This window comes from Chryseobacterium scophthalmum (genome assembly GCF_900143185.1).
GTDB lineage: Bacteria > Bacteroidota > Bacteroidia > Flavobacteriales > Weeksellaceae > Chryseobacterium > Chryseobacterium scophthalmum.
This window is the reverse complement of sequence record NZ_FSRQ01000001.1, coordinates 844,998-869,732: the sequence shown is the minus strand read 5'-3', so window position 1 is coordinate 869,732 and position 24,735 is coordinate 844,998. Positions and strand designations below refer to the sequence as shown.

The window sequence follows — 24,735 nt, the reverse complement described above, 5'->3', positions numbered from 1 at the left end:
CTGAAATCAGCCAGTGTTTATCGAGGTAAAGTCTAATATCTTTGCTTCAATTATTTAAAGATAAACAATGAAAAAAATAAGTTTAACCATCCTTTTTTCTTTATTAAGTCTAATGACTTTCGCACAATCGTTAAAAGTAATTATTAAACAAGACGGAAAAGTAATTAAACCTGTAAATGATGTTTATGTGCTGAAAAAATCGACTTTTCTATTTGAAATCACGTCCAACAATCTCGATGGATTTTTAATTGGAGCGACTATGAATAAAGATATTTACACATCCGCTTTAGGTATTTACAATCCCGATGTGCCGTGGTTTCAGAACACAGGAATGGCTGAAGAATTATTTAACAAAGACAAAGAATTGTTTTTAATGGATCAGGCGCCGTCTTATTGGTATTACAATGATGCAAAAGATCATAGGTTTGATCAAAATCCTAAAGGAAATTCCAAACAATGGACTGCAACACGTACCATTACAAGATTTTATGACATCATGGTTGATCAGGCAATAGATTTAAAAGATTTTAATGGAAATGCTTATATATTGATGTATGAGCCAACATATAACGAAGAATATGATCTGATAGGAAAGAAAAATCTATTTCAGGCTGAGTTGAAATTTGAAGATTAATGATTACACATCCAATTATTTGATTATATAAAAAAAGGTCTGCTTACATGATGAAAGCAGACCTTTTTGTTAGGCGAATATTTTTATTCGATGATCAAACCGTATTCAATAGCTAATTTAATCGCTGAGCTAAGATTAGAAGTTTGAAATTTTTCAATAAGATTTTTTCTGTGACTTTCTACGGTGTGCGGACTGATAAAAAGCTTTTCTGCCATTTGATTGGTCGTAAGTCCTTTTGCTGCTTCGGCTAAAATTTCCTTTTCTCTTCGGGTTAATTTAGGAACCTGATTGAGTCCATCCGCTGATTTTTTTTCCAATACTAACTTGGTTTGAGAGCATAAAAACCTTTCGCCGGAATATACGGTAGTAATACCTTCCAGAATTTCAGAAACTGAAGCATTTTTTTGAATGTATCCCAAAGCGCCTTCAGCCAAAGTACTATTAATTACAGGCAGTTCGTTGTGAACGCTGAGCATAATAATCTGTAGATTTTTATACTTTTTCTTTAAAGGTTTTATAAGTTCGATGCTGTTGGTGTCTACCAGATTGATGTCCAGCAACAAAATATCGACTGCTTGTTTTGCCAGTCGTGCATTCATTTCCGAAACACTTTTAAAACAATCTACTACATCTATCGTATTGCTGTTTCCTAAAATATTTTTCAGACCTTCCAATAGAAGAGGGTGATCATCTGTTATCGCTACTTTTATCATGATTGATTAATCGGAATTTGAAGTTCTACACTGGTACCAATATTCATTTCAGATCTGATGTTCATTGTTCCTTTTAAAAACTGAACTCTTGATTCTATATTATGAATACCTGCTGTTTTTTTTAGGTTTAAACTTTTTGGGTCAAAACCTTGGCCGTTATCTTCTACAGTGAGGTTTAATACATTTTCTTCTTCGCTTATCTGAATAATAATTTCGGAAGTTTGGGCATGTTTTATTGCGTTGTTGACGAGTTCCTGAATGATTCTGTATACTATCAGTTGCTTTTCTTCTGATAGAGAATTGCTGTAATTGATAAATTCGGTATGGATTTCTAATGCGGTATTTGACATCCGTGAAGCAAACTCCTGAATACCCACTTTCAAACCATATTTCATTAGAAGATCAGGCATCAGATTATGTGCTACACGTCTCAGTTCTTCTACAGCGCCATCAATTTGGCTGATTGATTTTGAAATTCCTTCTTCTATATTTTCAGATTGATGAGGATTTAAATAAGATAATTGAAGTTTGGTTCCCGAAAGCAAACCGCCCAATCCGTCGTGAAGATCGCGGGCTAAACGACCGCGTTCCTGTTCCTGACCTTCAAGCAACGCCGTAAGTGTAGAAATTTTTGAATTTTGTTTTTCTTTTTCCATGGCTAAAGCATGCAGTTCGTCTCTTTGTTTCATCGACTTTGCACGCTGTTTATAAGCATAAAGTAACAAGATGATTAAAGCTATTGAGATGATAATAAAAACAATAGAGTAGGTGTTGATCTTTTCTTTGAAGGTCAAAAGCTTTTTATAATTGCTAATGTCATTGTTCTTTTGTTCGGTTTCTAGTTTTGATAAACGAAGCTGTTGCGCTCTTTTTTCAGATTCGAGTTCTGAAAATTTTAACCGTTCCCGCTGATTTTCTTCCACCAGTTTTAAGTTGCTGTAAACCTGTTCACGCTTTGCGCGAAGAATATTGATCAGCTTAATCTGTTGCGCTTTTTTATCACTTTCCAATTGTAGCTTTATGTACTTTTGTTCCTGTCGTTCTTTATCAAACTGTGATTCTAATCTTTTTGTAACATCCAGTTTTTCCTGATCGTAGACGCTTTTGTATTTGTCTACATAACTTTTATAATAAGTCAGCGCTTCTTCGTAATTACCTTGCTGCTCGCTAATTCGGGATAACGATTCGAGAATAGACAATTCTATATTATGATCTCTAACCGGACTTTTCCCGATTTCCATGGAAGCTTTCAGAAAGTAAGACTTTGCCAGATCATAATTCTTATCCTGAATAGCTAACTCCGCCAAAATTCCAAATGAAGAAGCGATATGAATCGCATCACCTGTTTCCAGACTCTCATTGTTAGCCAATTTGGCATATTGCATCGCCTTATCTCTATCAAAATCAGTATATAAATTAGCTAAATTGATGGCTGCATAAGAAAGATTGGTCTTGCTGAGCATCGCCTCTTTGTTTTTGTTGAAAGTTTTGACAGACTGCAGATAATACTGTTCTGCTTTATTTCTAAAATCTAAATTTGATGGATTTTGAGCATATTTTTGTTCATACACATAACCCATTCGCATTAAAGCATCAAAGGTAAGATTAGGATCATTTTGTCTGGATGCCAACAATAAAAACTGCTTGCTGTATTTTTCTTCAAGCTGATATTCATTGAGGTTAGAGTAAATGGTAGACAATTCTTTGACTACGGTAGCAAATCTTCCATACAGTGTTGAGGTCGTTGTTGAATTTTCATAATAATCAATAGCTTTCAGGTAAGCAGCAACGGCATCGGTTGTTTTATTATTGCGTATTAAAATCCAGCCTTTTGCATACTGAAAGTAGCCTTTAGCTTCGTTATTGTTCGTTTTTAAGCTATACGCATTTGCCATATCGAGGCTTTTTAAGGCTTCGTTTCCTTTATTATCAAGACGATAATTCATGGCTTGAACAGCATATAAAATAGTGGCGTATTTTCCTTCAGTTTGCTTTTTTGCAATGGCAATATTAGTTTCTAAAATTTGGTAGGATTTTGATTTTACGTTATGTAAAAACAATGCTTTGGCATATTTTGGAGCTAGATTTAGCTGCTCTGTTGTGTTGTTTGAAGCGTTGTTGTATTCCTTCTCTAATTTGCTTAAAACATCTTGTGCCTGAGTAAAAAAAGGAAAAATAAGTAAAATAAATATGAATAACAACTTGTGCGTCAAATCCTTGTCTCTATTAAGTTTATTGTATTAAAAAAAAGTAAATATAACTAAAATACCCTGCTAATTTATTTCGAAACCATTTTGTTCAGCGAAAGATTTCCACTTCTGAAACTTCTTTTCATTTTTAAATAACAAATCTTCCCCATAATAATGAAGCAAACGTTGGGTCGCGTATTCGTAGGCGCTGTAAGAATTAGCCTGTTCGTAATACTTAATAGCTTTCTTCACATCTTCTTTTACACCCATTCCATGTTCGTAGATGATTCCATAATAAATACCCGAATAAGACTGATCATAATCTTTCTTTAGATAAACCAAAAGGTTGTTGTAATCTCTTAATTGATAATAGATCTCTGAAATTTTATCGTAATTGTAGTAATATTTTTTCTCGGCTTTTTGATAAAAATCCAAAGCTTTATCGTAATCTCTGATTACATGTTCTCCAAAATAATACAGATCACCTAAATTAGCAAGCGCCATTCCGTCACCAAGTTCAGCCGCTTTTCCGTACGCCTTAAGGGCTTTTTTAATATTTAAAGAATATCCTATTCCATTTTGATACAAAGCGCCAATATTATTCCAGGCTGCAGGATGATTTTGCTGTGCTGCTTTTTCATAATACGCAATTCCTTTTTGAGGATCGAACAAGGTTTCGATTTCAGGATCTGTGAGTAATAAACCTATTTCTACCCAACTGTCGATGTCATTTTTTTGAGCTGATAATTCAAACAAACGTAACGCTTCTTGATGATTTTGATTTTCTTTTGCATCAAAAGCCATTTTTTTAATGATTTCTACATCCATGAATTGTTCAGAGTTGCTGCCTGTCTGTTTTTTCCGACGATCATAAAAAGAAATAAAATATTCTAAATCTTTTCCCCGAAATGAAAACCTATCCAGATAAATCGATCCATAATCGGGATTTTTGATCTGATGAATACTTTTATCTTCATTTATTCTGAACATATTATCATTCTGATACAGAAATAATAAACCTTCTTCTGATCTATAATTCAAAGGATTAGAAATATAATTATACAACTCCGGAAACAAGCCATTCTCGAAATCAAACAATTGATAACCTTCTTTTTTTTGAACTGATAAAAAACCATTATCTAAATAACGGATTTGTTGAATGTCGGAATGAGGAGCAATTAACCACTGATTTTGGTTTGCATCAAAAAGTCCTAATCCGTTTTGAGTTTCCAGGCTAAAAATATTGTTTTTATATCCGATACTTGATTCTGCTTTTACTTTAGTAATGTATTCATTTTCTAATAGAAACTGATGTTTTAAGGTGTGATAGATTCTCCAGTTTTTATCTTTACGAATGGCTAATGTTTCAAAATTATCTATCAAAATCAGTTGGTCTGCTTCGTCAATTATAAGTTTGCCGTTTTCGTCAATCAATTTCCCTTTTTTGTCAAATTTATTAGGTTTAATCCAAAAACAAGTACTGGTTTTCAGGATGCTGCCTTCCAAAAAATCACCAAGATAATTACCTTCTTTTGTATAATATTTACGCTTTCCTGTACCTTTTTGTTTGGTGAAAAAAAGTTCCGGAAAATAATCATATTCATATGGATTTTCGCTTTCAACGGGAAGAATAATTCCGTTTTCATCATTATAAACTCCGAATTTTCCGTCTTTTTCTATACCTAAAAATCCATACGTAATTCTTTCTATTGTATCATAGTCAGCGGGAATCATCCAGGTGTTTGAATAAATTTTTAAAATGCCTGATTTTCCCTTTGCTTTTACTTCTCCTAAAGGTTCGAGTGCAAAATCAAACACATCAAACGCCTCCTCATAAATTGGAGGAACTAGTTCTTTTCCATCGCTTTGCAGGTAGCCAAACATCTTATTTTTCTGAATTACTGAGATTCCGTAATTATAATCTGCTTCAAAAATTTCATCATAAATTGCGGGAGCCAAAACTTTACCTTTTGCATCCTTTAAACCAAATTTTCCATTTTCTTCAAATATCGAAGATGCTATTTTTTTATAAGCAAGTTCTTCAAAATATCCAAGTCCGTAATTGATCCAGTCAGTTTGTAAAATTTCAAGAAATGAGGTATAACCTGTTCGTGAAAATAAAGAATCTAATAATGAAAGATTTTGCGTTTTTACAGCCTTTTTATACAGCTTGCTTTTTTGCTGAATCTCCAATAACCATTGCTTTGCCTGTTCTTTATGCTTTTCTTCGTTCATATTAAAAACATCTGTAGCATTCAATACGAAAGAATCAAAAGGCAACGCTTCCAGGAATTCAAACATTTTGTTGACGGGTTCGTAATATGCTTTTTTATAATGCAGCTGATACGAATCTGCTAATAGATTGAAGAAATAGCGCAACTGAACAATTCCCTGCTCTTTGTTTGAGAAAAATTCAACGCCATCCACTTTGATGTTTTCTGCAATGAGAGGGTACAATAATAGTGGAATTTCATAGTTCCATTCACCTAGGTAAGTGTCGAAAGACTGATTGGTTTGCTGATCGTAATTGTATAAATAAATTCGGTGTGCCATTTGTTAAAATTGCTAAATCGCAGTTTTTAAATATCCTTGTTTGTTGCGGTTTAATCTGATATCCACTTTTGAAATTTGTGTATGAACTTTACAGATTTTTCGACTTTTAATTCTGATTTAATTTGTATTTTTCAATATTAACGAGAATTAAAAACTCAGACAATCCCTATTATCAGCTATATTGCATAATAATTTTAAGCATCAATTATTTTTATCTCTCGTAATTTATGATAAAGAGTGAAGATGTATTTAATATGAAAAGACTACAATTGAGGAAAAGAAGCTTAAAATATTTTGTAATAAACACTAAATAGAGTGGCAGAAAATAAAATAAAATTTCATCCAACTTTTGAGATGGATTTATAATGAAATTAGAATTTAAAAAGGTAGAATAACAGAAATTATATCAGAAAGTGTTCCTTAATAACTGATGCTGATTTTTTCTATAAGGTTATGAATTTTTGTTAACCACATCTATCAGGTGATCGATATCAAATGGTTTTTCTATATAATCATCAGCATTACAATTTTCTGCTGTTTTCGGTAGATCATAAGATGTGGAAGTTAGGATAGCTGATAAATCTTCAGTTTCAGGATCTGATTTTAATTCTGCGATAACCTCAGAACCGGTTTTTTTTCCTTTGATATGATCATCTACAATCAGAACGTCTGGTTCAATTTCATCAAGCTTATCGATAGGTTCTGTAGTTAATGATGGAACAACATCAAATCCTTCGTCTTTTAGCACTTCATCCATAATGTTAAGGGTCTCTTCATTATCCTGAATCAGCACAATTTTTTTATCCATTACCTGTAAATTTTACGGCACAAATATACAAATAAAATAAAGTGAAAACTATCTCCCTCATTTTGGGGTTATTGCAGGCAATTTTAAGCTAAAAATTTTTAATCCAACCAGATAGGATAGGAGAACTGTAGCTGGAGAGTTTCTCTTTTTTGACCAATATAAAACTAAAATTTATTAAACATTAATTAAACTTTGCTGGTCGTTTGTAAGAAGAAACATGATTTATCAAAAAATAATTTCGGATATCTATACAACAAAAAAACGTTCCTTGTTTGGAACGTTTTTTTATCTAAAAAATTAATTAAATAGAATCATCGGGACATTTAAAATCATCACTGCAGGTTGCACAAACTACAATGCCATTGCAATAATACATGCAGAAATCTGGTTCCGGTAATGGCTTAATTCCGTTTCCTGTAATTGTTTTTAATTGATTTTTGTTTAATTTTTTTAAATTTTTCATAGGTATTGTCTTTAAAGTTTGATGATAACGTAAAGATAATTAAAATATGAATACAATATACTTAACTAAATTATTTTATCTAAGAAAAAATGAAATAAATTAAAGATTGAAGATTAAATGGAAAAGGAATATCTGAAAAGATAATTTATAAAAAAAGATAGTCTTCATTGTGAAGACTATCTTTTTTATTGCGGAGAGAGAGGGATTCGAACCCCCGGACCTGTTACAGTCAATAGTTTTCAAGACTATCGCAATCGACCACTCTGCCATCTCTCCTTAAACTCCGATTGTATCGTTGTTTTCAGTGGTGCAAATATAGAACGTTTTTTTATTCCAACAAAGAAAAAATTAACAATTATTGTAAGTTTTTAGCTAAAATTCAAAAAATGAATTAGTTATAAAACTTAAATTTCTTCGATGACTTCTTCATAACTCACGGGATCTGCTATTTTCTGATATTGTTCCCATTCGGCTTCCAGGGTTTTATCGGTTTTCATTTCCTCTTCAAGCTTTAATGTCTCTCTGTATTGTTTTGCTTCAGCCAAAAGCGTCCATTTACAGTTGATTCCGATTGTTTCAATATGATTTTTCAGATCGCTTAAATCGAGTCTGAAAAATTCTTTTCTTGGATTAATTTTATTGAGCTGATTTTTAAGAAATTTCTTGTGAAGTTGTCGTTCCAAAGCGGGAGCATCATCTGAATAAATCATTGCATGCACGTCAAATTCAAAAGGAACACTTGCATCACCCAATTCACGAACCCGGTCTAAAGGCTCTAAACGTCTTGTCATCCCGATTTTATAAACATGTTCACCAAACGAACCGATGTTTGAAATAACATACACATTTCCGGTTTTGGTCTGTTGCGCCATAGAAATGGCTCTTTGATTTTTTTCTTCTGCCTGTTCGAGTTTTCCTTGCAGTTCTTCTAATTTTTGCTGAAAAAGAGCTTTTTGTTCTTCATTGGCTCTCGAAACTTGAGCTTCGGCTTTTTCAATCAGTCTTTTTAAAGTTTGCTCTTCTTTTTCGGCATCTTTTATTGCTTTTTCAAATTCTTTTCGGGCTTTTTCTTCTTCACGGATTTGTTCACGAATCTGTCGCTGCTCTTCAAGTTCAGCCGCCCGTAATTCCTGTGCTACAACTGCCCATTTTAGCTCTTCAAGTCTTGCCTGATGATAAATTTCTGAAATTCTTGCATTACGGAAAGCTTTTCCATTAAAATTAACCAACTGAAAAGCATCCTCAATTTTCTGTTTTAAAATTCCGTAATTATCTTTTCTTACAGTTGACAAAATAGAATCTACTTTTCCGTTGTAAGCATCTATTACAAAATCCACGGCTGTTTTGTGTCTTTCGTTATCCATATATTCACAGATTCCGGCTTGTCGGTTGACAATCATCATCTTATTATTCTGACGGAGCTTTTTAAGATTTTCACCTGCATCTTTATGACCAAAATCTTCAGCAAGCTCATCTAAAAGAGTGTAACTCGGCACAAGATATTCATTTCCGTATCCTTTAATAACGTTTTTCATGGCCTGAATTCTGCTCGCAATTTCATCAGCTTCTCTTAGACTTCGGTATGCATCTCCGCCAATAGTTTCTGCTTTGTTTTCAGCATGATCGATGATTCTTTTAGATTCTCTTACGGCGTTTTCATACAAAAGTTCGATTTCTCTCTGTTTCTTTTCAGTAAGTTCTTTGATACTTCTTCGGGATTCTTTAGCATTTTTCTCAGCTTCAGATAATTCCAGATTACCTCTTTCTCTCAGCTTTTCGTAGTCTTTTTGGGCTTTTTTAAGCAGGTATTCACATTCAATTTTTACATCAATAATGTTTTGATATTTACTCAGTTCTGCAATTTTATCTTTTAATTCCCGATTGGTAATCTGAATATAAGACAAGTCTTTTTTTGCTGACTGAAGATTTGTTTTTAAAGAACTATTTTCAGTCTGATATTTTAATATTTCAGATTGAAACTGATTAATAATCCTTGTTAAATCATTAATTTTAAGATCCTTATTTTTAATTTCGTTCTTTAGTTTTTTAGCTCGTGTATAGAAATAGACAGCCAAGACAGCCAAAATTACAATGAGAATAATTTCCATGGTTATTAGTTTTTGTGCTGCAATAATACACAAACATTGGATTATTTCTTTACGGGAAACCGTATTTGGATTTAAATTAATAATAAAGCTAAAGTTTGTTTAAAATAAAACGCATTAACCTTTTAATATTCATTCGGTCATTCATGATAAAACACTATTTTTATAAAAAATAATTCATGAGAAAATATATATTCTTTGTTCTACTATTTCTTGCAATCATAGTTTCGGCACAAGGAAAAAGATTTTTTGAAAATGGTGAAGCCGAATTAAAAAATCCTGTTGAAAAAATTAATCTGACATATACAAACGAACTGCCTTTCGTTAAGGTAAATATCAATGGAAAATTCTATCAGTTTCTTTTTGATTCTGGCGCTCCGACAGTAATTTCAACGGCAATTTATAATGAGCTTAATCTTAAGAAAAAACACCGCAGTAAAGTCACAGATTCCAAAAAAAATAAGCAGGAACAAATTTTTACAGTAGTTCCGGAAATAAAAGTTGATCAAATTACCTTCAAAAATATTGGAGCTATTGTGATGGATCTAAAAGGAATTGAGTTTGAATGTTTTAAAATTGACGGTATTATCGGAGCCAATCAGATGGCCAAACTTTTCTGGAGAATCAGTTATTCAGAAAACTCAATAGAAGCGACCAAAGATCTTGCAAATTTTTCTAAAGAAGGCTACGAAACCGTATTTTCATTTATTCCAAAACCTCAGAAAACACCTGTAATAAAAGCTAATATTTTAGATGAAAAGATAGACCTTACTTTTGATACAGGATTTACAGGGACGGTAAGAATTTCTAACAAAGAATATGATCTCAAAAACACTAAAGTAAAGTTTGTTGAAACTTATGGTACATCTTCTGTTGGAGCATTTGGAGCGGGGAAGCCTGAAAGTTCGTATTATTTTAAACCCAATGAAGTGCTTTTGGATGAACAAAAATTTGAAGAGGAAATTGTGTCTACCGGATCATCAAGTCTTCTTGGAAACGAATTTCTGAAAAAGTTCAGATTTATAATGGATTGGAAAAACAATAAAATCTATTTAAATAAAATTAAAAATTATCCTTCAAAACTGGAATCTTTTGGTTTTGGATATCGTTTTATAGATCATAAAGCAAAAGTAGTATTGCTTTTTAACGGAAGTGATCTTCCTCTAAAACTTGACGACGAAATTTTGAGCCTGAACAATATAAGCTTAGAAAATCTTGACCAGGAATCTGTTTGTAAATATCTGCAAGACCGTATAGAAAAAGACCTTAATTCTATCACCATTAAAGTGAAAAGAGAAGGGAAGGTTTTAAATTATATGATTGCTAAAAAAGAATATTTGAAATAATTAAACTCTATTTTTCAACAAAAAGTCCTCAATTTGAGGACTTTTTTGTTTTGTCATTTTACTACAAAAACTGGCTTAAAGCAATAATACTTTCTTCCAATTCTTTTTCTGAAAGAGAACCATAACCCAGCCTAATTCCATTGACAGATTTATCAAAACTGTAATTATCAGGCGGAATAATTTTTATGCCTTTAGATTTTAAATTTTCAGAAATTTCAGACCAATCAACCTCTTTTTTAGGGCTTATCCAGAAAGCTAATCCTCCTTCAGGAATGTTATAATCTGCTTTATTTTTAAGATGTTGGTTTAATAATTCAGCAACAGCATCCCGTTTATTTTTATAATAATTCGTCGCTTTTTTGATGTGTCTTTTTACAGTTCCGTCTTTTATTAATTGCAAAACAGCCTGTTCCATAATATTGTCGCCCTGTACATCAATTATTTTTCTTAGATCTCCTATTTTTTCGATAAATGAATGATCGTTACAAACCAAATATCCAATCCTTAAAGCAGGAGCAACCACTTTGCTCATCGTTCCGATGTAAACATAATTTTTAAGTTCCTGTAAACTTGATAAAGGCAAAATAGGACGATACCCAAAATGAAATTCATTATCATAATCATCTTCAATAATTGTAAAACTATATTCGTTGGAAAGTTTTATCAATTCTAAACGTCTTTTTAAGCTTAAAGTAACGGTTGTAGGATATTGCCGATGCGGAGTGATATAAATGGCCTTTATTCTTTTATTTTTCTTTAAATGATCAATGACATCTTCGATGATCAAACCGTCTTTGTCGACATTTACAGGTAACAGTTTTGCTCCGGCGTTTTCGAAAGTTTTCCAGGCCGGTTTGTATCCCGGATCTTCTATCATCACAAAATCTCCTTCCTGTAAAAGACATTGCGCCGTTAAATACATCGCCATCTGACTTCCTCTTGTAATGCAGATCTGTTCTTCATTGGCCTGCATTGCTCTTTGATGATTAAGCATTTGCGCAATTGTTTTTCTGAATTCTATGTCGCCCAATTCATCACCATAACCCATCATTTGCCATTTTGCTTTTCGGTTGAAAATCTGTCGATACGCTCTTGCCAGTTCCTCAATCGGTGCAATTTTACTATCGGGATAACCGTCATCAAACTGAATTCTAAAATGATTTTTACTTTTCAAATCAGATGCTTCATCTGTTTTTTGATCTCGACTGCTTTGATGTTCAGAAGGTAAAATATCGGCAACAAAAGTTCCTTTTCTTTCTTTAGAGATCAACCAACCTTCATTCAGTAAAACATTTAATGCTTCTACAACAGTATTTCTGTTGACTTTTAAAAGCTGTGCAAGATTTCGGCTTCCTGGTAAAGCATCTCCTGCTTTCAATCTTCCGGAATGAATGTCATTCATAATTGCATCGGCTATTTGCAGATAAATTGGTTTTTCTGAATGGCTGTTCAGTTCTATTTGAAATTTCCAATCTCGTAACATCTGGACTATTTGTTTTTATAAATTCTGTATCAGTAGAATGGTCCAAATGTACAATACTTTTGTCATGCAATAATGCAATAGGATATTAAAAATTTAAAAACATGTCAGAATTAAAAACAGATCAGGAGTCTGAACAAAAACAATTTAGTTCAAAAGATTTTCATCAAACATTCGCAAGACCCACTTTCGTAAAACCAAGTCATGTAATTCACAAAAATGTAGAAAATGAAGGGGTTCATAACCAGTTTTCTGAAGAAAGAAAGCATCCTGTTTTCTTCGTTGATCTTCCAAGTAAAAATGTGAGTATGACAATTGGTGGGCTTTTACCAGCACAAAAAACAAACCGTCACCGCCACACTTATGAAACAATTTTATATGTTTTGGAAGGAAAAGGCTGGACCTTAGTTGAAGATGAAAAAGTAGAGTGGGAAGCAGGAGATGCAGTTTATATTCCATCTTGGGCGTGGCATCAACATCAAAATTTAAGCGACACTGAACCTGCAAGATATATTGCCTGTGAAAATGCACCACAGCTTCAGAATCTAGGAGTTGCTTTGAGAGAAGAAGAGGGAAGAGATTTCAATTGATCATTTTAAAACAAAAAAATTATGAATAAAGTACCATTTAAAGGCGTAATTGCTTATCCGATAACTCCTTTTGATGAGGAAGAAAAAGTAGACATTTCTTTATTTAAAACATTGGTGGAGCGATTGGTCATTTCTGGCTCACACGGAATTGCACCTTTGGGAAGCACTGGAGTTTTGCCTTATCTGACTGATGAAGAAAAAGAAGCAATTACAGAAGCAACCATTCAGCAGGTTGGAGGAAGAGTTCCAATTTTGGTTGGAGTTTCGAGTCTTACGACTGAAAAAACAATTCATCATGCAAAATTTGCCGAAAATGCAGGAGCGGATGCCGTGATGATTATTCCGATGAGTTATTGGAAACTGACCGATGATGAAATTGTTGCTCACTATGATTCTGTTGCTTCAAAAATTTCGATTCCGATCATGGCATACAACAATCCCGCAACAGGCGGAGTAGATATGTCTCCTGCTTTGCTGAAACGCTTGCTGGAAATTCCGAACGTGACGATGATCAAAGAAAGTACAGGTGATATTCAGCGAATGCATTATCTGAGAAAAGAATTGGGCGAAGAGGTGGCTTTTTACAACGGTTCAAATCCTTTGGCATTGGCAGCTTTTGCAGCCGGAGCGAAAGGTTGGTGTACTGCTGCACCAAATTTAATTCCTGAATTGAATATTGAACTTTATAATGCTGTTGAAAATAACGATTTAGAAACCGCTCAAAACTTATTTTATAAACAGGTTGATTTGCTGAAATTCATTGTAGCTAAAGGTTTACCAAGAGCAATAAAATCAGGATTAAATATTTTAGGAGAAAATGGCGGACAATTAAGAAGTCCTTTAAAACCATTAACGACAGTGGAAACTTCAGAATTGAAAGAAATTTTGTCGACGATTACCAACAAAGTGTATCAATTATAATTCGTTTAATTTAAAAACAAACAAAATGTCAAAAGCAATTTTTTATCATGCAGGTTGTCCTGTTTGCGTAAGTGCAGAACAGGATCTTTTAAACCTAATTCCTGAAAATCAGGTAGAAGTAATTCATTTAGGAGAACAAAAATCGAAAGTGAAAGAAGCCGAAAAAGCAGGTGTGAAATCGGTTCCGGCTTTGGTTTTATCCAACGGAAATGTTTTGCATATTAACTTCGGAGCCTCTATTGAAGATTTGAAATAATCAAAAAAAGAAAACCCGAAAACAAACTGCTTTCGGGTTTTTATTTTACCAGTTTTTATCGATCATGTAAATCATTTGCGTCATAATTGTTGCTCCTAGTAACAACTCGCGACGATTGACTTTTTCAAAAGTATCTTCTTCGGTATGATGAATATCAAAATATCGCTGAGAATCTGGAACGAGTTCTGCCGTAGGAATTCCCATGTCTTTTAAAGGATAAATATCTGTTCCCGAATATCTTCCGTCAAAATCATAAGCTCCGTAAGGAAGAAAAAGGGGAGACCAGCTTTTAATCTGATTGATTTTATCTTCATCCATTTCCAAAGCAATTCCTCTCGGAGAAAAACCTCCCGCATCAGATTCTAAGGCAAAAAGATGTTTTTCTTTATTTTCTTTTACCGTTTTACCGTATTGTTGACCGCCTTTCACACCGTTTTCTTCATTCGCAAAACAAACAACTCTTATGGTGTGATTATTTTTCAGGCCTAAATTTTTAAAGGTTCTCAAAACTTCAATGCTCTGTACAATTCCGGCTCCGTCGTCATGAGCTCCTTCACCAACATCCCAAGAATCTAAATGTCCGCCAACAACAATGACGCTTTTATCTTTATTTCCTGTAATTTCGCCAATCACAGAGTGGGAGAGCTTCTCAGCTTTCATTCCGCAGTTTGAATTGAGTTTAGCGGTAATTTTTTGTGATTTTAAAAGCGATTCCAATTCGTCTGCAGTGGTATTTCCAATAGCAACGGCAGGAATTTTTTCTGAATCCCCATATCTCATCGCTCCGGTATGAGGTACATCATCAAACGCAGAAGAAAGCGATCTTACAATGGCAAATTTTCCACCTTTTTTTGCTGTTAAAGCTGCTGCTGTAGACCGATAAACTGCGGCGTCGCTGTATGCTTTGAAAGTCTGAACATAAGACTGACTGAAAGGATAATTAAAGAAAATAATCTTGTCTTTCACCTTTTCCGGATTGAGTTTATCGTATTCTGCTAAAGATTTTACCATGATGATTTCTCCCGAAACATCTTTTCCTTTTGTTCCTTCGGAGTTTCCAAGAGAAAGCATTTTTAAAGTTTTCCATTTCCCATTTTGAGCTTTTATTTTTAAAGATTCTTTTCCTCTTTCCCAAACCGGAATCATTACTTCCTGAAGCCAGACTTTATCAGCTCCGGCTTCTTTCAGCTTTTGTTCTGCCCATTTTACCGATTTTTCGTAAGCTTCAGAGCCGCTCAGTCTATGGCCTATATTTTTGGTTAAATCTCTAAGTTCGGTGTAAGACTTTCCTTTATTTAAAATTTCTGTTGAAATTCTGCTGAACTGTAAAGAATCTTCTTTGGTTTGCCCAAATAAGTTTAAGCTTAAAAAGACAATCGCAGTTGATAGAATGTTTTTCATAGTTACCTTTGTTTAGATTTTTAAATTAATATTTCAGCTCTACATCGATCTGTCTTCCTTCTTCCAATGCTTTCTTATCCATTGAAGAACCTACTGCAGCTCCGACACCTAAACCAATTGGTAATCCTATTGCCATTAATCCCATATTTTTCATCAGTAAACCAAAAAGAACTCCGATTGGTAAGCCGAAAGCCGTCATTCCTACCGCTAACCATAATTTTTTGTAATAGCTTTTAAGAACAATTTTATGCTCTTTTTCCAAGTATTTTATGATGAGATTTTGCTTGTCTTTTAAAAATTTCAGCAACGCTTTATCTTCTAATGTTGTCGAATTAGTTTGCTCAACAATATCATTAATATACTGTACCGCTTCAGAAGGTAATTTTTTATCGTTTAGTTTTTGCAAAATTTCCTGAAACTGAGAATAGAGTTCATTAAGTTTCGGATTATTTATTTTATCGGATTCTAAGTTTAATTGATTGATTTCCATTATAGTTTTTTGATTTGGCTTTTAATATTATTGAGTAATAATTTTTATAACTTGAAGTGTAATTTTCTACCAGTTTTTATCAATCATAAAAACAAACTGAGTCATCGCAACTGTTCCAAGCAATAATTCTCTTTTGTTGACTTTATCGAAAGTATCTTTTTCAGAGTGATGATAATCGAAATAACGTTGCGTATCGACCACCATTTCTACCAAAGGAATATCTAATTTTTTCAAGGGTGCAATATCCTGAATTGCATAAGTTTGGTCGAAATCATAGATTCCGTAAGGTAAAAAGTAATTTTTCCATTCGAAAATAAGCCTTCTTCTCTGTGGTGACATATCTAAAGAAAAACCTCTCGGAGAATATCCTCCGGAATCACTTCCTAAAGCCAGAATATGCTTTTCTTCTTTCTTTTTTACGCTCATTGCATACGTTTCACGACCCATTCCGCCATTTTCACTGTTGGCGTAAAGTACAACTCTTATGGTGTGATTATTATCGTACCCTAAAGCTTTAAACGTTCGTAAAACTTCCATACATTGTACCACTCCGGTTCCGTCATCATGTGCGCCTTCTGCAAAATCCCATGAATCGAGCTGAGCTCCGAGAACAATTACCTTAGAATCTTTTTTTCCTGGAATTTCACCGATAATATTGTGATTAATTGTTTCACCTTTTGATTCAGCAGACATATTAATTTTAGCTTTAACAGACGTTTTTTTAAGAAGATTTTCAAGTTCATCTGCAGAACGAACTCCAATGGTCATTGCCGGAATTCTTGTTTTATCATCCGGTTCATAATACACCTGTTTTGCATGCGGAATATCATCTGAAGCCGTAGTTAATGATCTTATGATTAAAGCTTTTGCTCCTTTCTGACCAATAACGGATGCCGAAATAAGCTTAGATTTGGCTGCAATCATATAAGAATCTACTGTACTTATTACCGTAGGATCGATAGGATAGTTGACAAAAATGATTTTATCTTTTGCATCGGAAGCTCTCAGATTCACCAGTTCCTGAACATCTTTCACCAAAAGAATATCCGCAATTAGATCTTTTCCTTTCGTACCTTCTGAATTCCCGAAAGAAAGCATTTTTATGGTTTTCCAATCACCACTGGAAGTTTTTATTTGTAAAGATTCTTTTCCTCTGATCCAAATAGGAACTCTTACTTCCTGTTTCCAGATATTTTCTGCTCCGGCTTCTTTTAAGTTTTTTTCAGCCCATTCTGTAGCTTTTGTGTAACCAGATGTCGCACTGAATCTTGAACCAATTCCTTTTGTTAATTCACCAAGATTGTCATAAGCGGTTCCGTGAAGAAAAATTTCGTCAGAAATTTTCTTAAACTCTTCGTGATAGTTGAATTTAGCGATTGGTTTTGGCTTTTTTGCCGGAGTTTTTTTCTGAGAAAATAAAAATCCACTCAAAAAGAGTGGAAATATGATAAGTAAGATTTTTTTCATTTTTACTGACCGTTTTCTTTTCGGAGCATAAAAATAAATAAAAATTAGATAATTATGGCTTCATATCGTACATTAATAATGCAGTAACCAGTTTAGGCTCAATAAATGTACATTTTGGAGGCATACGAAGCTTTAAATCTGATATTTTAATCATATCATTAAAGCTTACAGGATAGATCCCGAAACCTACTTTCCCTTCGCCATTGTCGATCTTTTCTTTGAGTAAATTGATTCCTTCAATATTGGAAGTTCCTTTCACATACATAATCTGATCTGAGCTGTCAGAATCTTCAATATTTAAGATGTCTTTAATGATATATTTATCTAAAATATGATGATCCAAATTATCAAGAGACATTTCCGGAGAACGCAAATCGTGTTTTACGTGAAGTGAATAGAATTTCCCATCTAAATACATTGAAATATGGAATTTCTGAGAAGGGTAGTACGGAGTCTGATCTTTTTCGTGAATAAGGAAATATTTCTCCAATTTTTTCAAGAAATCTTCAGTGGATAAATCTCCAATGCTGCTCAGAATTCTGTTGTAATCGTGAATTTTAATTGATTGATTGGAAACAATAAAACTATAGACAAAATTATACGCTTCAGTTCCGTTGTGGCGTTTGTTTTTTTCTTTAAGACGCTTTGCGTGAAGTGCTGTAGAACCAATTCTGTGGTGACCATCGGCAATATAAAAAGATTCGATCTGATCGATCACTTCTTTGAATTGCTGCAGTTTCAGACGGTTATCGATTCTCCAGATTTTATGTCTGATTCCAATGGTATCAACATGATTGAAAATCGGAACATTTTTTTCTTCATGATTCATCAGCAATTCAATTTTTGAATTTGACGGATAAGTCAGCAAAACAGGTTCTGCCTGAAGATTTACTTTATCAAGATAATGCGCCAGCTTTTCTTTTCTTTGAGGGATGGTACTTTCGTGCCTTTTTATTTTTCCGTTCCAGAAATCTTCAATGCTCGATAAGCCAAGAAGCCCTCTGAATATCTGTTTGTTTGGATAAATCTGCTCATAAAGATAATAGGCAGAGCTATCCTGAACTAAGGTTTTGTCTTCCAGAAGTTCTTCAAAAGTAGTACGGATTTTCCTTAAATTCCGGTCAACATCTTTAGATTTACTTACAACATAGGGTTTAATCATATTGATGTAAGTTTTTTCTTTTTGTGCTTTTTCAGCAATTTCAGCTTGTGTGAAATTATCTAAAGGATGAGTAGGAAACGTTGCCTCATGATCTTTATGAGGTCGTATTCCACGGAAAGGTTTAAAAACTGGCATATATAATTTATAGTTTCTTTTTAATTTCAATAATCTGATGGGCAAGTTCTACACCGATCTTTTCTTGTGCATCTATAGTATTTCCTCCTAAATGCGGTGTAAGAGACAGGTTCGGATTCATCAATAAAATCAGTTCAGGCGATGGTTCGTTTTCAAAAACATCAAGAGCGGCTCCTGCAACTTTACCAGATTCGATAAAATCGAGCAAAGTAACTTCATTGATGACGCCTCCTCTTGCGGTATTGACGATGTAAACACCATCTTTCATTTTTTCAAACTGTGGAGTATCAATAATATACTCGTCAGTTTTTGGTGTATTGATACTGATAAAGTCTGTATCTTTTAAAAACTCTTCGGTATCATTCGTAGAAGTAATTTCAAAGTTTAGTTTTTGTCCGTCGAAAAATTCTAAGCTTAAAACTTCTGTTCTGGGTTTTCTGGTCAGAACTTTTACTTTCATCCCTAAAGAGATTCCCATTTTTACTACTTCCTGACCGATACTTCCGAAACCAATTACTCCTAAAGTTTTGCCCGAAAGTTCGTACGCTTTGCTGAAAGATTTTTTCATCGCACTGAAATGAGTATCTCCTTCCAATGGCATCAATCGGTTAGATTCATGTAAAAATCTAGCTAAAGAAAAGAAATGTGCAAAAACCAGCTCTGCCACCGATTTTGATGAAGCAGTTGGTGTATTGATGACATATAATCCTTTTTCAATAGCATATTCAACATCGATATTATCCATACCGATTCCGCCTCTTCCGATGATTTTAAGATTCGGACAAGCATCAATCAAATCTTGTCTAACTTTGGTAGCACTTCGCACCAAAAGAACATCTACGTTATTTTCATTAATGAAATTGATAACGTGATCCTGAGCAACTCTATTGTCGAGTAACTCAATTCCTGCTTCTTTTAAAGCGATTTCTCCAGCTTTGGAGATTCCGTCGTTAGCTAAAACTCTCATTTATTATTAAATTTGATTTAAAGATTAAAAAATAAAATATTTAAAAATTAAAATCGGGTCGCAAATTAAGAAAATTTTAACAATGATAATAATCTTTTAATCGTTGAATTTTTTAATTCTAAAATTACTTAATAGATTTCATTACATCTACCAAAACCTGTACACTTTCTATTGGCAATGCGTTATACATACTTGCTCTGTAACCACCCAAACTTCTGTGCCCGTTTAATCCATTGATTCCCGCAGCTTTCCATGCCGCATCGAATTCTTCTTTCTTGTTTTCATCAATTAATTTGAAAGAAACATTCATCAAAGAACGGTCTTCTTTTACACAGAACGTTTCAAACAAAGGATTAGAATCTATTTCGTCGTACAATAATTTAGCTTTCGCTTCATTTCTTGCTTCTGCTGCTGCAATTCCTCCATTTTTTTCTAAATACTGTAAAGTCAATAAAGATGCATAAACAGGGAAAACCGGTGGAGTATTGTACATTGACTCTTTTGCAATGTGCTGAGAATAATCGAAATAAGAAGGCATGTTTTCTCTTCCTGATTTTTCAAGAATTTCCTTTTTTACAACCACTAAAGTTACCCCTGCAGGTCCCATATTTTTCTGAGCTCCGGCGTAGATCAAATCAAATTTAGAGAAATCTAATTGTCTTGAGAAAATATCAGAACTCATGTCGCAAACCATCAAAGTTTCCACTTCAGGGAAAGTTTTCATTTGAGTTCCGTAGATTGTATTGTTTGAGGTACAGTGGAAATAATCATATTCTGCACCTATTTTATAATCTTTAGGAATGAAAGAATAGTTTTCTTCTTTAGAAGAACCTACAATATCTACACTTCCTACTTTTTTAGCCTCTTTTATAGCTCCTGCAGCCCAAGTTCCTGTATCAAGATAAGCAGCTTTTCCGCCTACTTTCATCAAATTGTAAGGCACCATTGCAAATTGAAGACTTGCACCGCCTCCCAAATACAAAACTTCATAATCATCACCAAGATTCATCAGTCTCTTTACAATCGCACGAGCTTCATCCATTACCGCAACAAAATCTTTACTTCTGTGCGAAATCTCAAGAATTGATAAACCAATCCCGTTGAAATCTAAAATAGCTTCTGCCGATTTTTCAAATACTTCCTGAGGTAAGATACATGGTCCTGCGCTGAAATTGTGCTTTTTGCTCATAATTTTACTTGTTGTTTTTGCAAATTTTACTCAAGATAGAGAAAATTTGCGGTTTCATTATTACTATTTGAAGAGATTTAATTTAAATATAAAATAAAACCGTCTCATAATCTATGAGACGGTAGTTTTTATTCACCGTGTAAGAAAGCTTTTTTATTTAGCAAAGCTTCGTCAGATTCTACATGATCTTCATCCGGAACACAGCAATCTACCGGGCAAACCGCGGCACACTGTGGCTCCTCATGGAAGCCTTTACATTCTGTACACTTATCTGTTACAATAAAATAAACATCGTCACTCACAGGTTCCTGTGGTGCATCTGCGTCAACTGTAAGACCTGATGGTAAAGTTACAGTTCCTGAAAGTTCAGTACCCTCGGATGCTTTCCAATCTACCGCTCCTTCATATATTGCATTGTTTGGACATTCTGGTTCGCAAGCCCCACAATTAATGCATTCATCAGTTATTTTAATAGCCATCGCTAATTTTTTTTAAATTTGCACAAAATTACAAAATATTCCCCAATTTTACAGTAATTATGAATATCGAAAGTAGAGTTTTAGGACTAAATAAATTAAGTGCTTATATAAAAGAGTTTTTAGCAAAGAATTCTGAATATTATAATGAGAATGATGCTGAATTTCAACAAGTGTTGAAGAAATCAGAAATTGAAAATCCGTGGTTTACGGCTGATAATCAGAAATATGCTTTGAAGCAATGGTCTGAATTGCTGACTGAAGAAAATATAAATGAATGGTTGCAGCACTATTCACCATCTAAAACTTCAAAAAAAGTAGGATTAATTCTTGCCGGAAACATTCCTTTGGTAGGTTTACATGATGTGATCTCTGTGATCTTAAGCAATCACATTCCTCTAATCAAGTTATCATCAAAAGATAAAACAATGCTTCCGTTTTTACTTAAAAAATGGAACGAATTTTCTGAAGAAGCAATCAATTTTGAATTGGTTGAAAGATTAGAAAATTTTGATGCGGTGATTGCTACAGGAAGCAATAATACGGCAAGATATCTGGAATATTATTTTAAGAATCATCTAAGCATTATCCGTAAAAACAGAACCTCGATCGCGGTTTTGAAAGGTGAGGAAACGGAAGAAGAACTGAAACTTTTGGCTCATGATATTTTCCAGTATTTTGGTTTGGGATGCAGAAATGTGACCCGAATTTTTATTCCGCAGGATTTTGTAATCGACAGATTGTTTGAGAGTTTCTTAGACTTTAAAGAAATTATCAATCATAACAAATACGCCAATAATTACGATTACAACAGAGCCGTTTACCTTTTAAATCAGGATAAATTCTGGGATAATAATTTTGTAATGTTGAAAGAAGATGCCCAATTATTCAGTCCGCTTTCTGTGATTAATTTCAGCAGATATTCTTCTTTGGATGAAGTGAAAGATTTTATTGCTGAAAATGAAGAAAATATTCAGTGTGTTGTTGCTAAAAATGAGCTAGGAATCGACTCTATTCAATTCGGAGAAGCACAAAACCCAGGATTGAATACTTATGCGGATAATATAGATACAATGAAGTTTTTGGAGGTTATTTAATTTATTTAGCTTAAATTAGGTCAGCCAAATTTAAATATCTCATAAAAATGAAAAAATTAATCGTTGTTCTGTGTCTGTTTTCGGTTTCATCAGCTTTCGCACAAGAGGTGAAAAAAATGGAAGTTCAAAATCCTCCAATGGATATTTCGGCCTCTATTCCTAAAGATAAAATTGAATTGTACAATCAGTCATTCTCTAAATTTATTTCTGCTCTAAAAACAGCAGATAAACAAGCGGTTGGAACTCTTATTTCTGAAAAGGTAAAGAGTCTGGTAGATGAAAATATGATCCAAAGGCTTTCTGGCGGAATAAGCTTTGAAAGAAAGACTGAGGTTTATCAATCAGGATATCAAAAGCTACCCGATAATCAGACTTATCCTTCGGTTCAGTATAAATATACAGATGATAAAAATGATCCGCCGAGAGATTTGATTACGGTGATTTTTGAAAATGATGGTAAAATTCTTGGTGTAAAACCAGATTACAGTAAATAATTTTACAGTTGAAAATACAAATGAAAAGATTATTATTTGGATCTATTTTATTAATAAGCCAGTTTATTTTTTCACAAAATACTATTCAAACAGATATTAAGGGAAAGAAAATTGACTATTATTTTGAACTTGAAAAAAAATTAGGAAGTAAAATTTATAAAACTGATAAGGAATATATTTCAGTAAAACCAGTTATTGTTCCTTTTGTTTTTGAAAGAAAAGAAAAAGAAATACCAAATTTATTAGTATTTTATAAACTATATAAAGAAGACTCTGCAATAGCAGAAATTCTGTATGAATGGGATGTTCGTAACTTTGAAAAAGGTGATAACATTAATAAATCGCTAAGTTTTAATAAAGCGATGATCAAAAAGTATTATAAGCTTGTTGATGAAATTTCTAAAAAATATGGTGATAGCAAATATGAAGGAAATTTAGAAAAATTAGAATTACTCAATTCTGAAGAAGGTTTAAGTAGAAGAGATAATTGGCAGGTAAATGATAAATTTAAAGTTTTTTCGTATATTAATTTATCAGAATATTACGAGAGTAATGGTTTGGTTACAACTATTCCGACCCATAGAATTAGGTTTTATGTAATCAACGAAGAAGAGAAATAATTAAAATTATAAATAGAGAACTTATGATGACAGATGTTTTAGTCGCGCATTCTTCGGATGTAGAAAAGGCTAGTTTTTACAAAAAAACCTATTTGCATGTTGCTTTTGCGATTCTTGCATTTATTGCTGTTGAGACTACTTTATTAGCAGTTGTTCCAGGCGAAATGGTTTATATGATGGTTGGGCAGAAATACAGCTGGCTTTTGGTTTTGGGGATATTTTGGCTGGCTTCTTTTTTAGCAAACAAATGGTCTTTAGCTCAAAGCAGATCTACTCAATATTTAGGTCTTGCTCTTTATACTTTGCTTCAGGCAATTATCTTTTTACCAATGATGTATATGGTGATGGCTTATCCCAATACTGGTCAATTGATTTTTCAGGCAGCAACTCTTACAATTGCTATGTTTGCAGGAGTTTCTGCAGTAGCTTTTACTTCTAAAAGAGATTTTTCATTCCTTAGAAATATTATTACAATCGGAGGATTTATTGCTTTAGGATTAATTGTTGCCGGAATGATCTTCGGTTTTGACCTTGGACTTTGGTTCTCAGTAGGAATGGTGATCTTAGCTTCGGTTACAATTTTATATCAGACAAGTAAACTGAAAGATTCTTATACAACAGATCAGTACGTTGGAGCATCTTTACAGCTTTTCGCTTCTATTATGTTATTATTCTGGTATATCTTAAGAATTTTAATGAGCAGAAGAAGCTAATTTTAGTGAAGAATTATGAATTATAAGTTATGAGTTTGAGCGAAATTTTATAATTCACTTTTATAAACCCAAAAAATCCTGATGTCTTTTCATCGGGATTTTATTTTTGGTATTTTAAACACAAATAGCACTAATTTACTCACAAATAACACAATTTTTAAATTAAATATTTGTGCAGATTAGTGAAAAAACATTCGTAGAATTAGTGTTTAAATATTACTTATCAATTGATCCTAAAACTTTTTGTGCAAAAGAGTTTAAAGCATCTTTTTCGCTCATTCCGTTTTGTACGTTGGCGTGAACTTCTAAAGCTCCACAAATATTGGTAATCAATTCACCTGCAACATTCATGTCTTCTTCTGTAGTTCCTCTAAACTCTGTGAAAGATTCTAAAACCCCTAAAGTTTTTTCAAGATTTTCAGGAGTCTGATTCTGATAAAATTGTCTGATAATTGGCAGTTTCATA

The 24,735-nt window shown here is 33.3% G+C and carries 24 protein-coding genes and 1 tRNA gene; 9 read left to right on the top strand and 16 right to left on the bottom strand.

Annotated features, from left to right (window positions below; translation table 11 throughout):
* Nucleotides 1–67: 67 nt before the first annotated feature.
* Nucleotides 68–634, top strand: a complete 567-nt coding sequence (locus tag BUR17_RS04010; protein WP_074228999.1) for a hypothetical protein — start codon at nt 68–70, stop codon at nt 632–634.
* Nucleotides 635–717: 83 nt separating this feature from the next.
* On the opposite strand, the gene BUR17_RS04005 is transcribed toward BUR17_RS04010, so the two are convergent.
* The 7 genes from BUR17_RS04005 to BUR17_RS03980 all read right to left on the bottom strand — a co-directional run bounded on the left by BUR17_RS04005 (nt 718) and on the right by BUR17_RS03980 (nt 9,468).
* Nucleotides 718–1,347: a response regulator transcription factor gene (locus BUR17_RS04005; RefSeq protein ID WP_074228997.1), complete on the bottom strand. Its 630-nt coding sequence runs from the start codon at nt 1,345–1,347 to the stop codon at nt 718–720.
* A complete protein-coding gene (locus BUR17_RS04000; RefSeq protein WP_074230222.1) occupies nt 1,344–3,539 on the bottom strand; it encodes an ATP-binding protein in 2,196 nt (731 codons plus the stop codon). The genes BUR17_RS04005 and BUR17_RS04000 overlap by 4 nt, the downstream gene beginning before the upstream one ends.
* Before the next feature lie 81 nt (nt 3,540–3,620).
* A complete protein-coding gene (locus tag BUR17_RS03995; RefSeq protein WP_074228995.1) occupies nt 3,621–6,089 on the bottom strand; it encodes a tetratricopeptide repeat protein in 2,469 nt (822 codons plus the stop codon).
* Between the two features lie 451 nt (nt 6,090–6,540).
* Nucleotides 6,541–6,897 carry a response regulator gene (locus BUR17_RS03990; RefSeq protein ID WP_074228993.1) on the bottom strand — a complete coding sequence of 119 codons (357 nt, stop codon included), beginning with the start codon at nt 6,895–6,897 and terminating at the stop codon, nt 6,541–6,543.
* Nucleotides 6,898–7,198: 301 nt separating this feature from the next.
* Nucleotides 7,199–7,360: a bacteriocin-like protein gene (locus BUR17_RS20840; RefSeq protein ID WP_167594290.1), complete on the bottom strand. Its 162-nt coding sequence runs from the start codon at nt 7,358–7,360 to the stop codon at nt 7,199–7,201.
* 191 nt (nt 7,361–7,551) lie between these two features.
* Nucleotides 7,552–7,636, bottom strand: a tRNA-Ser gene (locus BUR17_RS03985).
* Between the two features lie 128 nt (nt 7,637–7,764).
* Nucleotides 7,765–9,468 (bottom strand): DUF4041 domain-containing protein, encoded by a 1,704-nt coding sequence (locus BUR17_RS03980; protein ID WP_084550396.1) that lies wholly within the window; start codon nt 9,466–9,468, stop codon nt 7,765–7,767.
* 176 nt (nt 9,469–9,644) lie between these two features.
* Between BUR17_RS03980 and BUR17_RS03975 the strand changes: the two genes are divergently transcribed.
* Nucleotides 9,645–10,811 carry a retropepsin-like aspartic protease gene (locus BUR17_RS03975; RefSeq protein WP_074228991.1) on the top strand — a complete coding sequence of 389 codons (1,167 nt, stop codon included), beginning with the start codon at nt 9,645–9,647 and terminating at the stop codon, nt 10,809–10,811.
* A gap of 61 nt (nt 10,812–10,872) precedes the next feature.
* Here BUR17_RS03975 and pdxR read toward each other — a convergent pair whose 3' ends face one another.
* On the bottom strand, nt 10,873–12,294 hold the full coding sequence (gene pdxR / locus BUR17_RS03970; protein ID WP_074228989.1) for a MocR-like pyridoxine biosynthesis transcription factor PdxR: 1,422 nt from the start codon (nt 12,292–12,294) through the stop codon (nt 10,873–10,875).
* A gap of 101 nt (nt 12,295–12,395) precedes the next feature.
* Between pdxR and BUR17_RS03965 the strand changes: the two genes are divergently transcribed.
* The 3 genes from BUR17_RS03965 to BUR17_RS03955 are packed head-to-tail and all read left to right on the top strand — an operon-like array spanning nt 12,396 to nt 14,058.
* A complete protein-coding gene (locus BUR17_RS03965) occupies nt 12,396–12,881 on the top strand; it encodes a cupin domain-containing protein (protein ID WP_074228987.1) in 486 nt (161 codons plus the stop codon).
* 21 nt (nt 12,882–12,902) lie between these two features.
* On the top strand, nt 12,903–13,802 hold the full coding sequence (locus BUR17_RS03960) for a dihydrodipicolinate synthase family protein (protein ID WP_074228985.1): 900 nt from the start codon (nt 12,903–12,905) through the stop codon (nt 13,800–13,802).
* Nucleotides 13,803–13,827: 25 nt separating this feature from the next.
* A complete protein-coding gene (locus BUR17_RS03955) occupies nt 13,828–14,058 on the top strand; it encodes a thioredoxin family protein (RefSeq protein ID WP_074228983.1) in 231 nt (76 codons plus the stop codon).
* Between the two features lie 45 nt (nt 14,059–14,103).
* Here the strand turns inward: BUR17_RS03955 and BUR17_RS03950 are convergent, their stop codons facing one another.
* From BUR17_RS03950 to BUR17_RS03920, 7 genes are all read right to left on the bottom strand, one after another.
* On the bottom strand, nt 14,104–15,459 hold the full coding sequence (locus tag BUR17_RS03950; protein ID WP_074228981.1) for a M20/M25/M40 family metallo-hydrolase: 1,356 nt from the start codon (nt 15,457–15,459) through the stop codon (nt 14,104–14,106).
* A 25-nt stretch (nt 15,460–15,484) separates the two neighbouring features.
* Nucleotides 15,485–15,949, bottom strand: a complete 465-nt coding sequence (locus tag BUR17_RS03945; RefSeq protein WP_074228979.1) for a hypothetical protein — start codon at nt 15,947–15,949, stop codon at nt 15,485–15,487.
* A 66-nt stretch (nt 15,950–16,015) separates the two neighbouring features.
* Nucleotides 16,016–17,416, bottom strand: a complete 1,401-nt coding sequence (locus BUR17_RS03940) for a M28 family peptidase (RefSeq protein WP_084550393.1) — start codon at nt 17,414–17,416, stop codon at nt 16,016–16,018.
* 52 nt (nt 17,417–17,468) lie between these two features.
* A complete protein-coding gene (locus tag BUR17_RS03935) occupies nt 17,469–18,713 on the bottom strand; it encodes a DUF1015 domain-containing protein (RefSeq protein WP_074230219.1) in 1,245 nt (414 codons plus the stop codon).
* 7 nt (nt 18,714–18,720) lie between these two features.
* Nucleotides 18,721–19,680 (bottom strand): D-2-hydroxyacid dehydrogenase, encoded by a 960-nt coding sequence (locus BUR17_RS03930; protein WP_074228977.1) that lies wholly within the window; start codon nt 19,678–19,680, stop codon nt 18,721–18,723.
* A gap of 124 nt (nt 19,681–19,804) precedes the next feature.
* Nucleotides 19,805–20,869 (bottom strand): 3-phosphoserine/phosphohydroxythreonine transaminase, encoded by a 1,065-nt coding sequence (gene serC, locus BUR17_RS03925; RefSeq protein WP_074228975.1) that lies wholly within the window; start codon nt 20,867–20,869, stop codon nt 19,805–19,807.
* 128 nt (nt 20,870–20,997) lie between these two features.
* Nucleotides 20,998–21,348, bottom strand: coding sequence for a 4Fe-4S binding protein (locus tag BUR17_RS03920; protein WP_074228974.1), 351 nt, complete (start codon nt 21,346–21,348; stop codon nt 20,998–21,000).
* A gap of 59 nt (nt 21,349–21,407) precedes the next feature.
* Here BUR17_RS03920 and BUR17_RS03915 point away from each other — a divergent pair, with 59 nt between their 5' ends.
* The 4 genes from BUR17_RS03915 to BUR17_RS03900 are packed head-to-tail and all read left to right on the top strand — an operon-like array spanning nt 21,408 to nt 24,269.
* Nucleotides 21,408–22,442, top strand: a complete 1,035-nt coding sequence (locus BUR17_RS03915; protein ID WP_074228972.1) for an acyl-CoA reductase — start codon at nt 21,408–21,410, stop codon at nt 22,440–22,442.
* A 47-nt stretch (nt 22,443–22,489) separates the two neighbouring features.
* Complete coding sequence (locus BUR17_RS03910; RefSeq protein WP_074228970.1) at nt 22,490–22,936, top strand: hypothetical protein; 447 nt, start codon at nt 22,490–22,492, stop codon at nt 22,934–22,936.
* Between the two features lie 20 nt (nt 22,937–22,956).
* Complete coding sequence (locus BUR17_RS03905) at nt 22,957–23,556, top strand: hypothetical protein (RefSeq protein ID WP_074228968.1); 600 nt, start codon at nt 22,957–22,959, stop codon at nt 23,554–23,556.
* Between the two features lie 23 nt (nt 23,557–23,579).
* Entirely contained in the window at nt 23,580–24,269 is a 690-nt protein-coding gene (locus BUR17_RS03900) for a Bax inhibitor-1/YccA family protein (protein ID WP_074228966.1), read from the top strand.
* A gap of 216 nt (nt 24,270–24,485) precedes the next feature.
* Here BUR17_RS03900 and BUR17_RS03895 read toward each other — a convergent pair whose 3' ends face one another.
* Nucleotides 24,486–24,734, bottom strand: a complete 249-nt coding sequence (locus BUR17_RS03895; protein WP_074228964.1) for a DUF6952 family protein — start codon at nt 24,732–24,734, stop codon at nt 24,486–24,488.
* Nucleotide 24,735 lies beyond the last annotated feature (1 nt).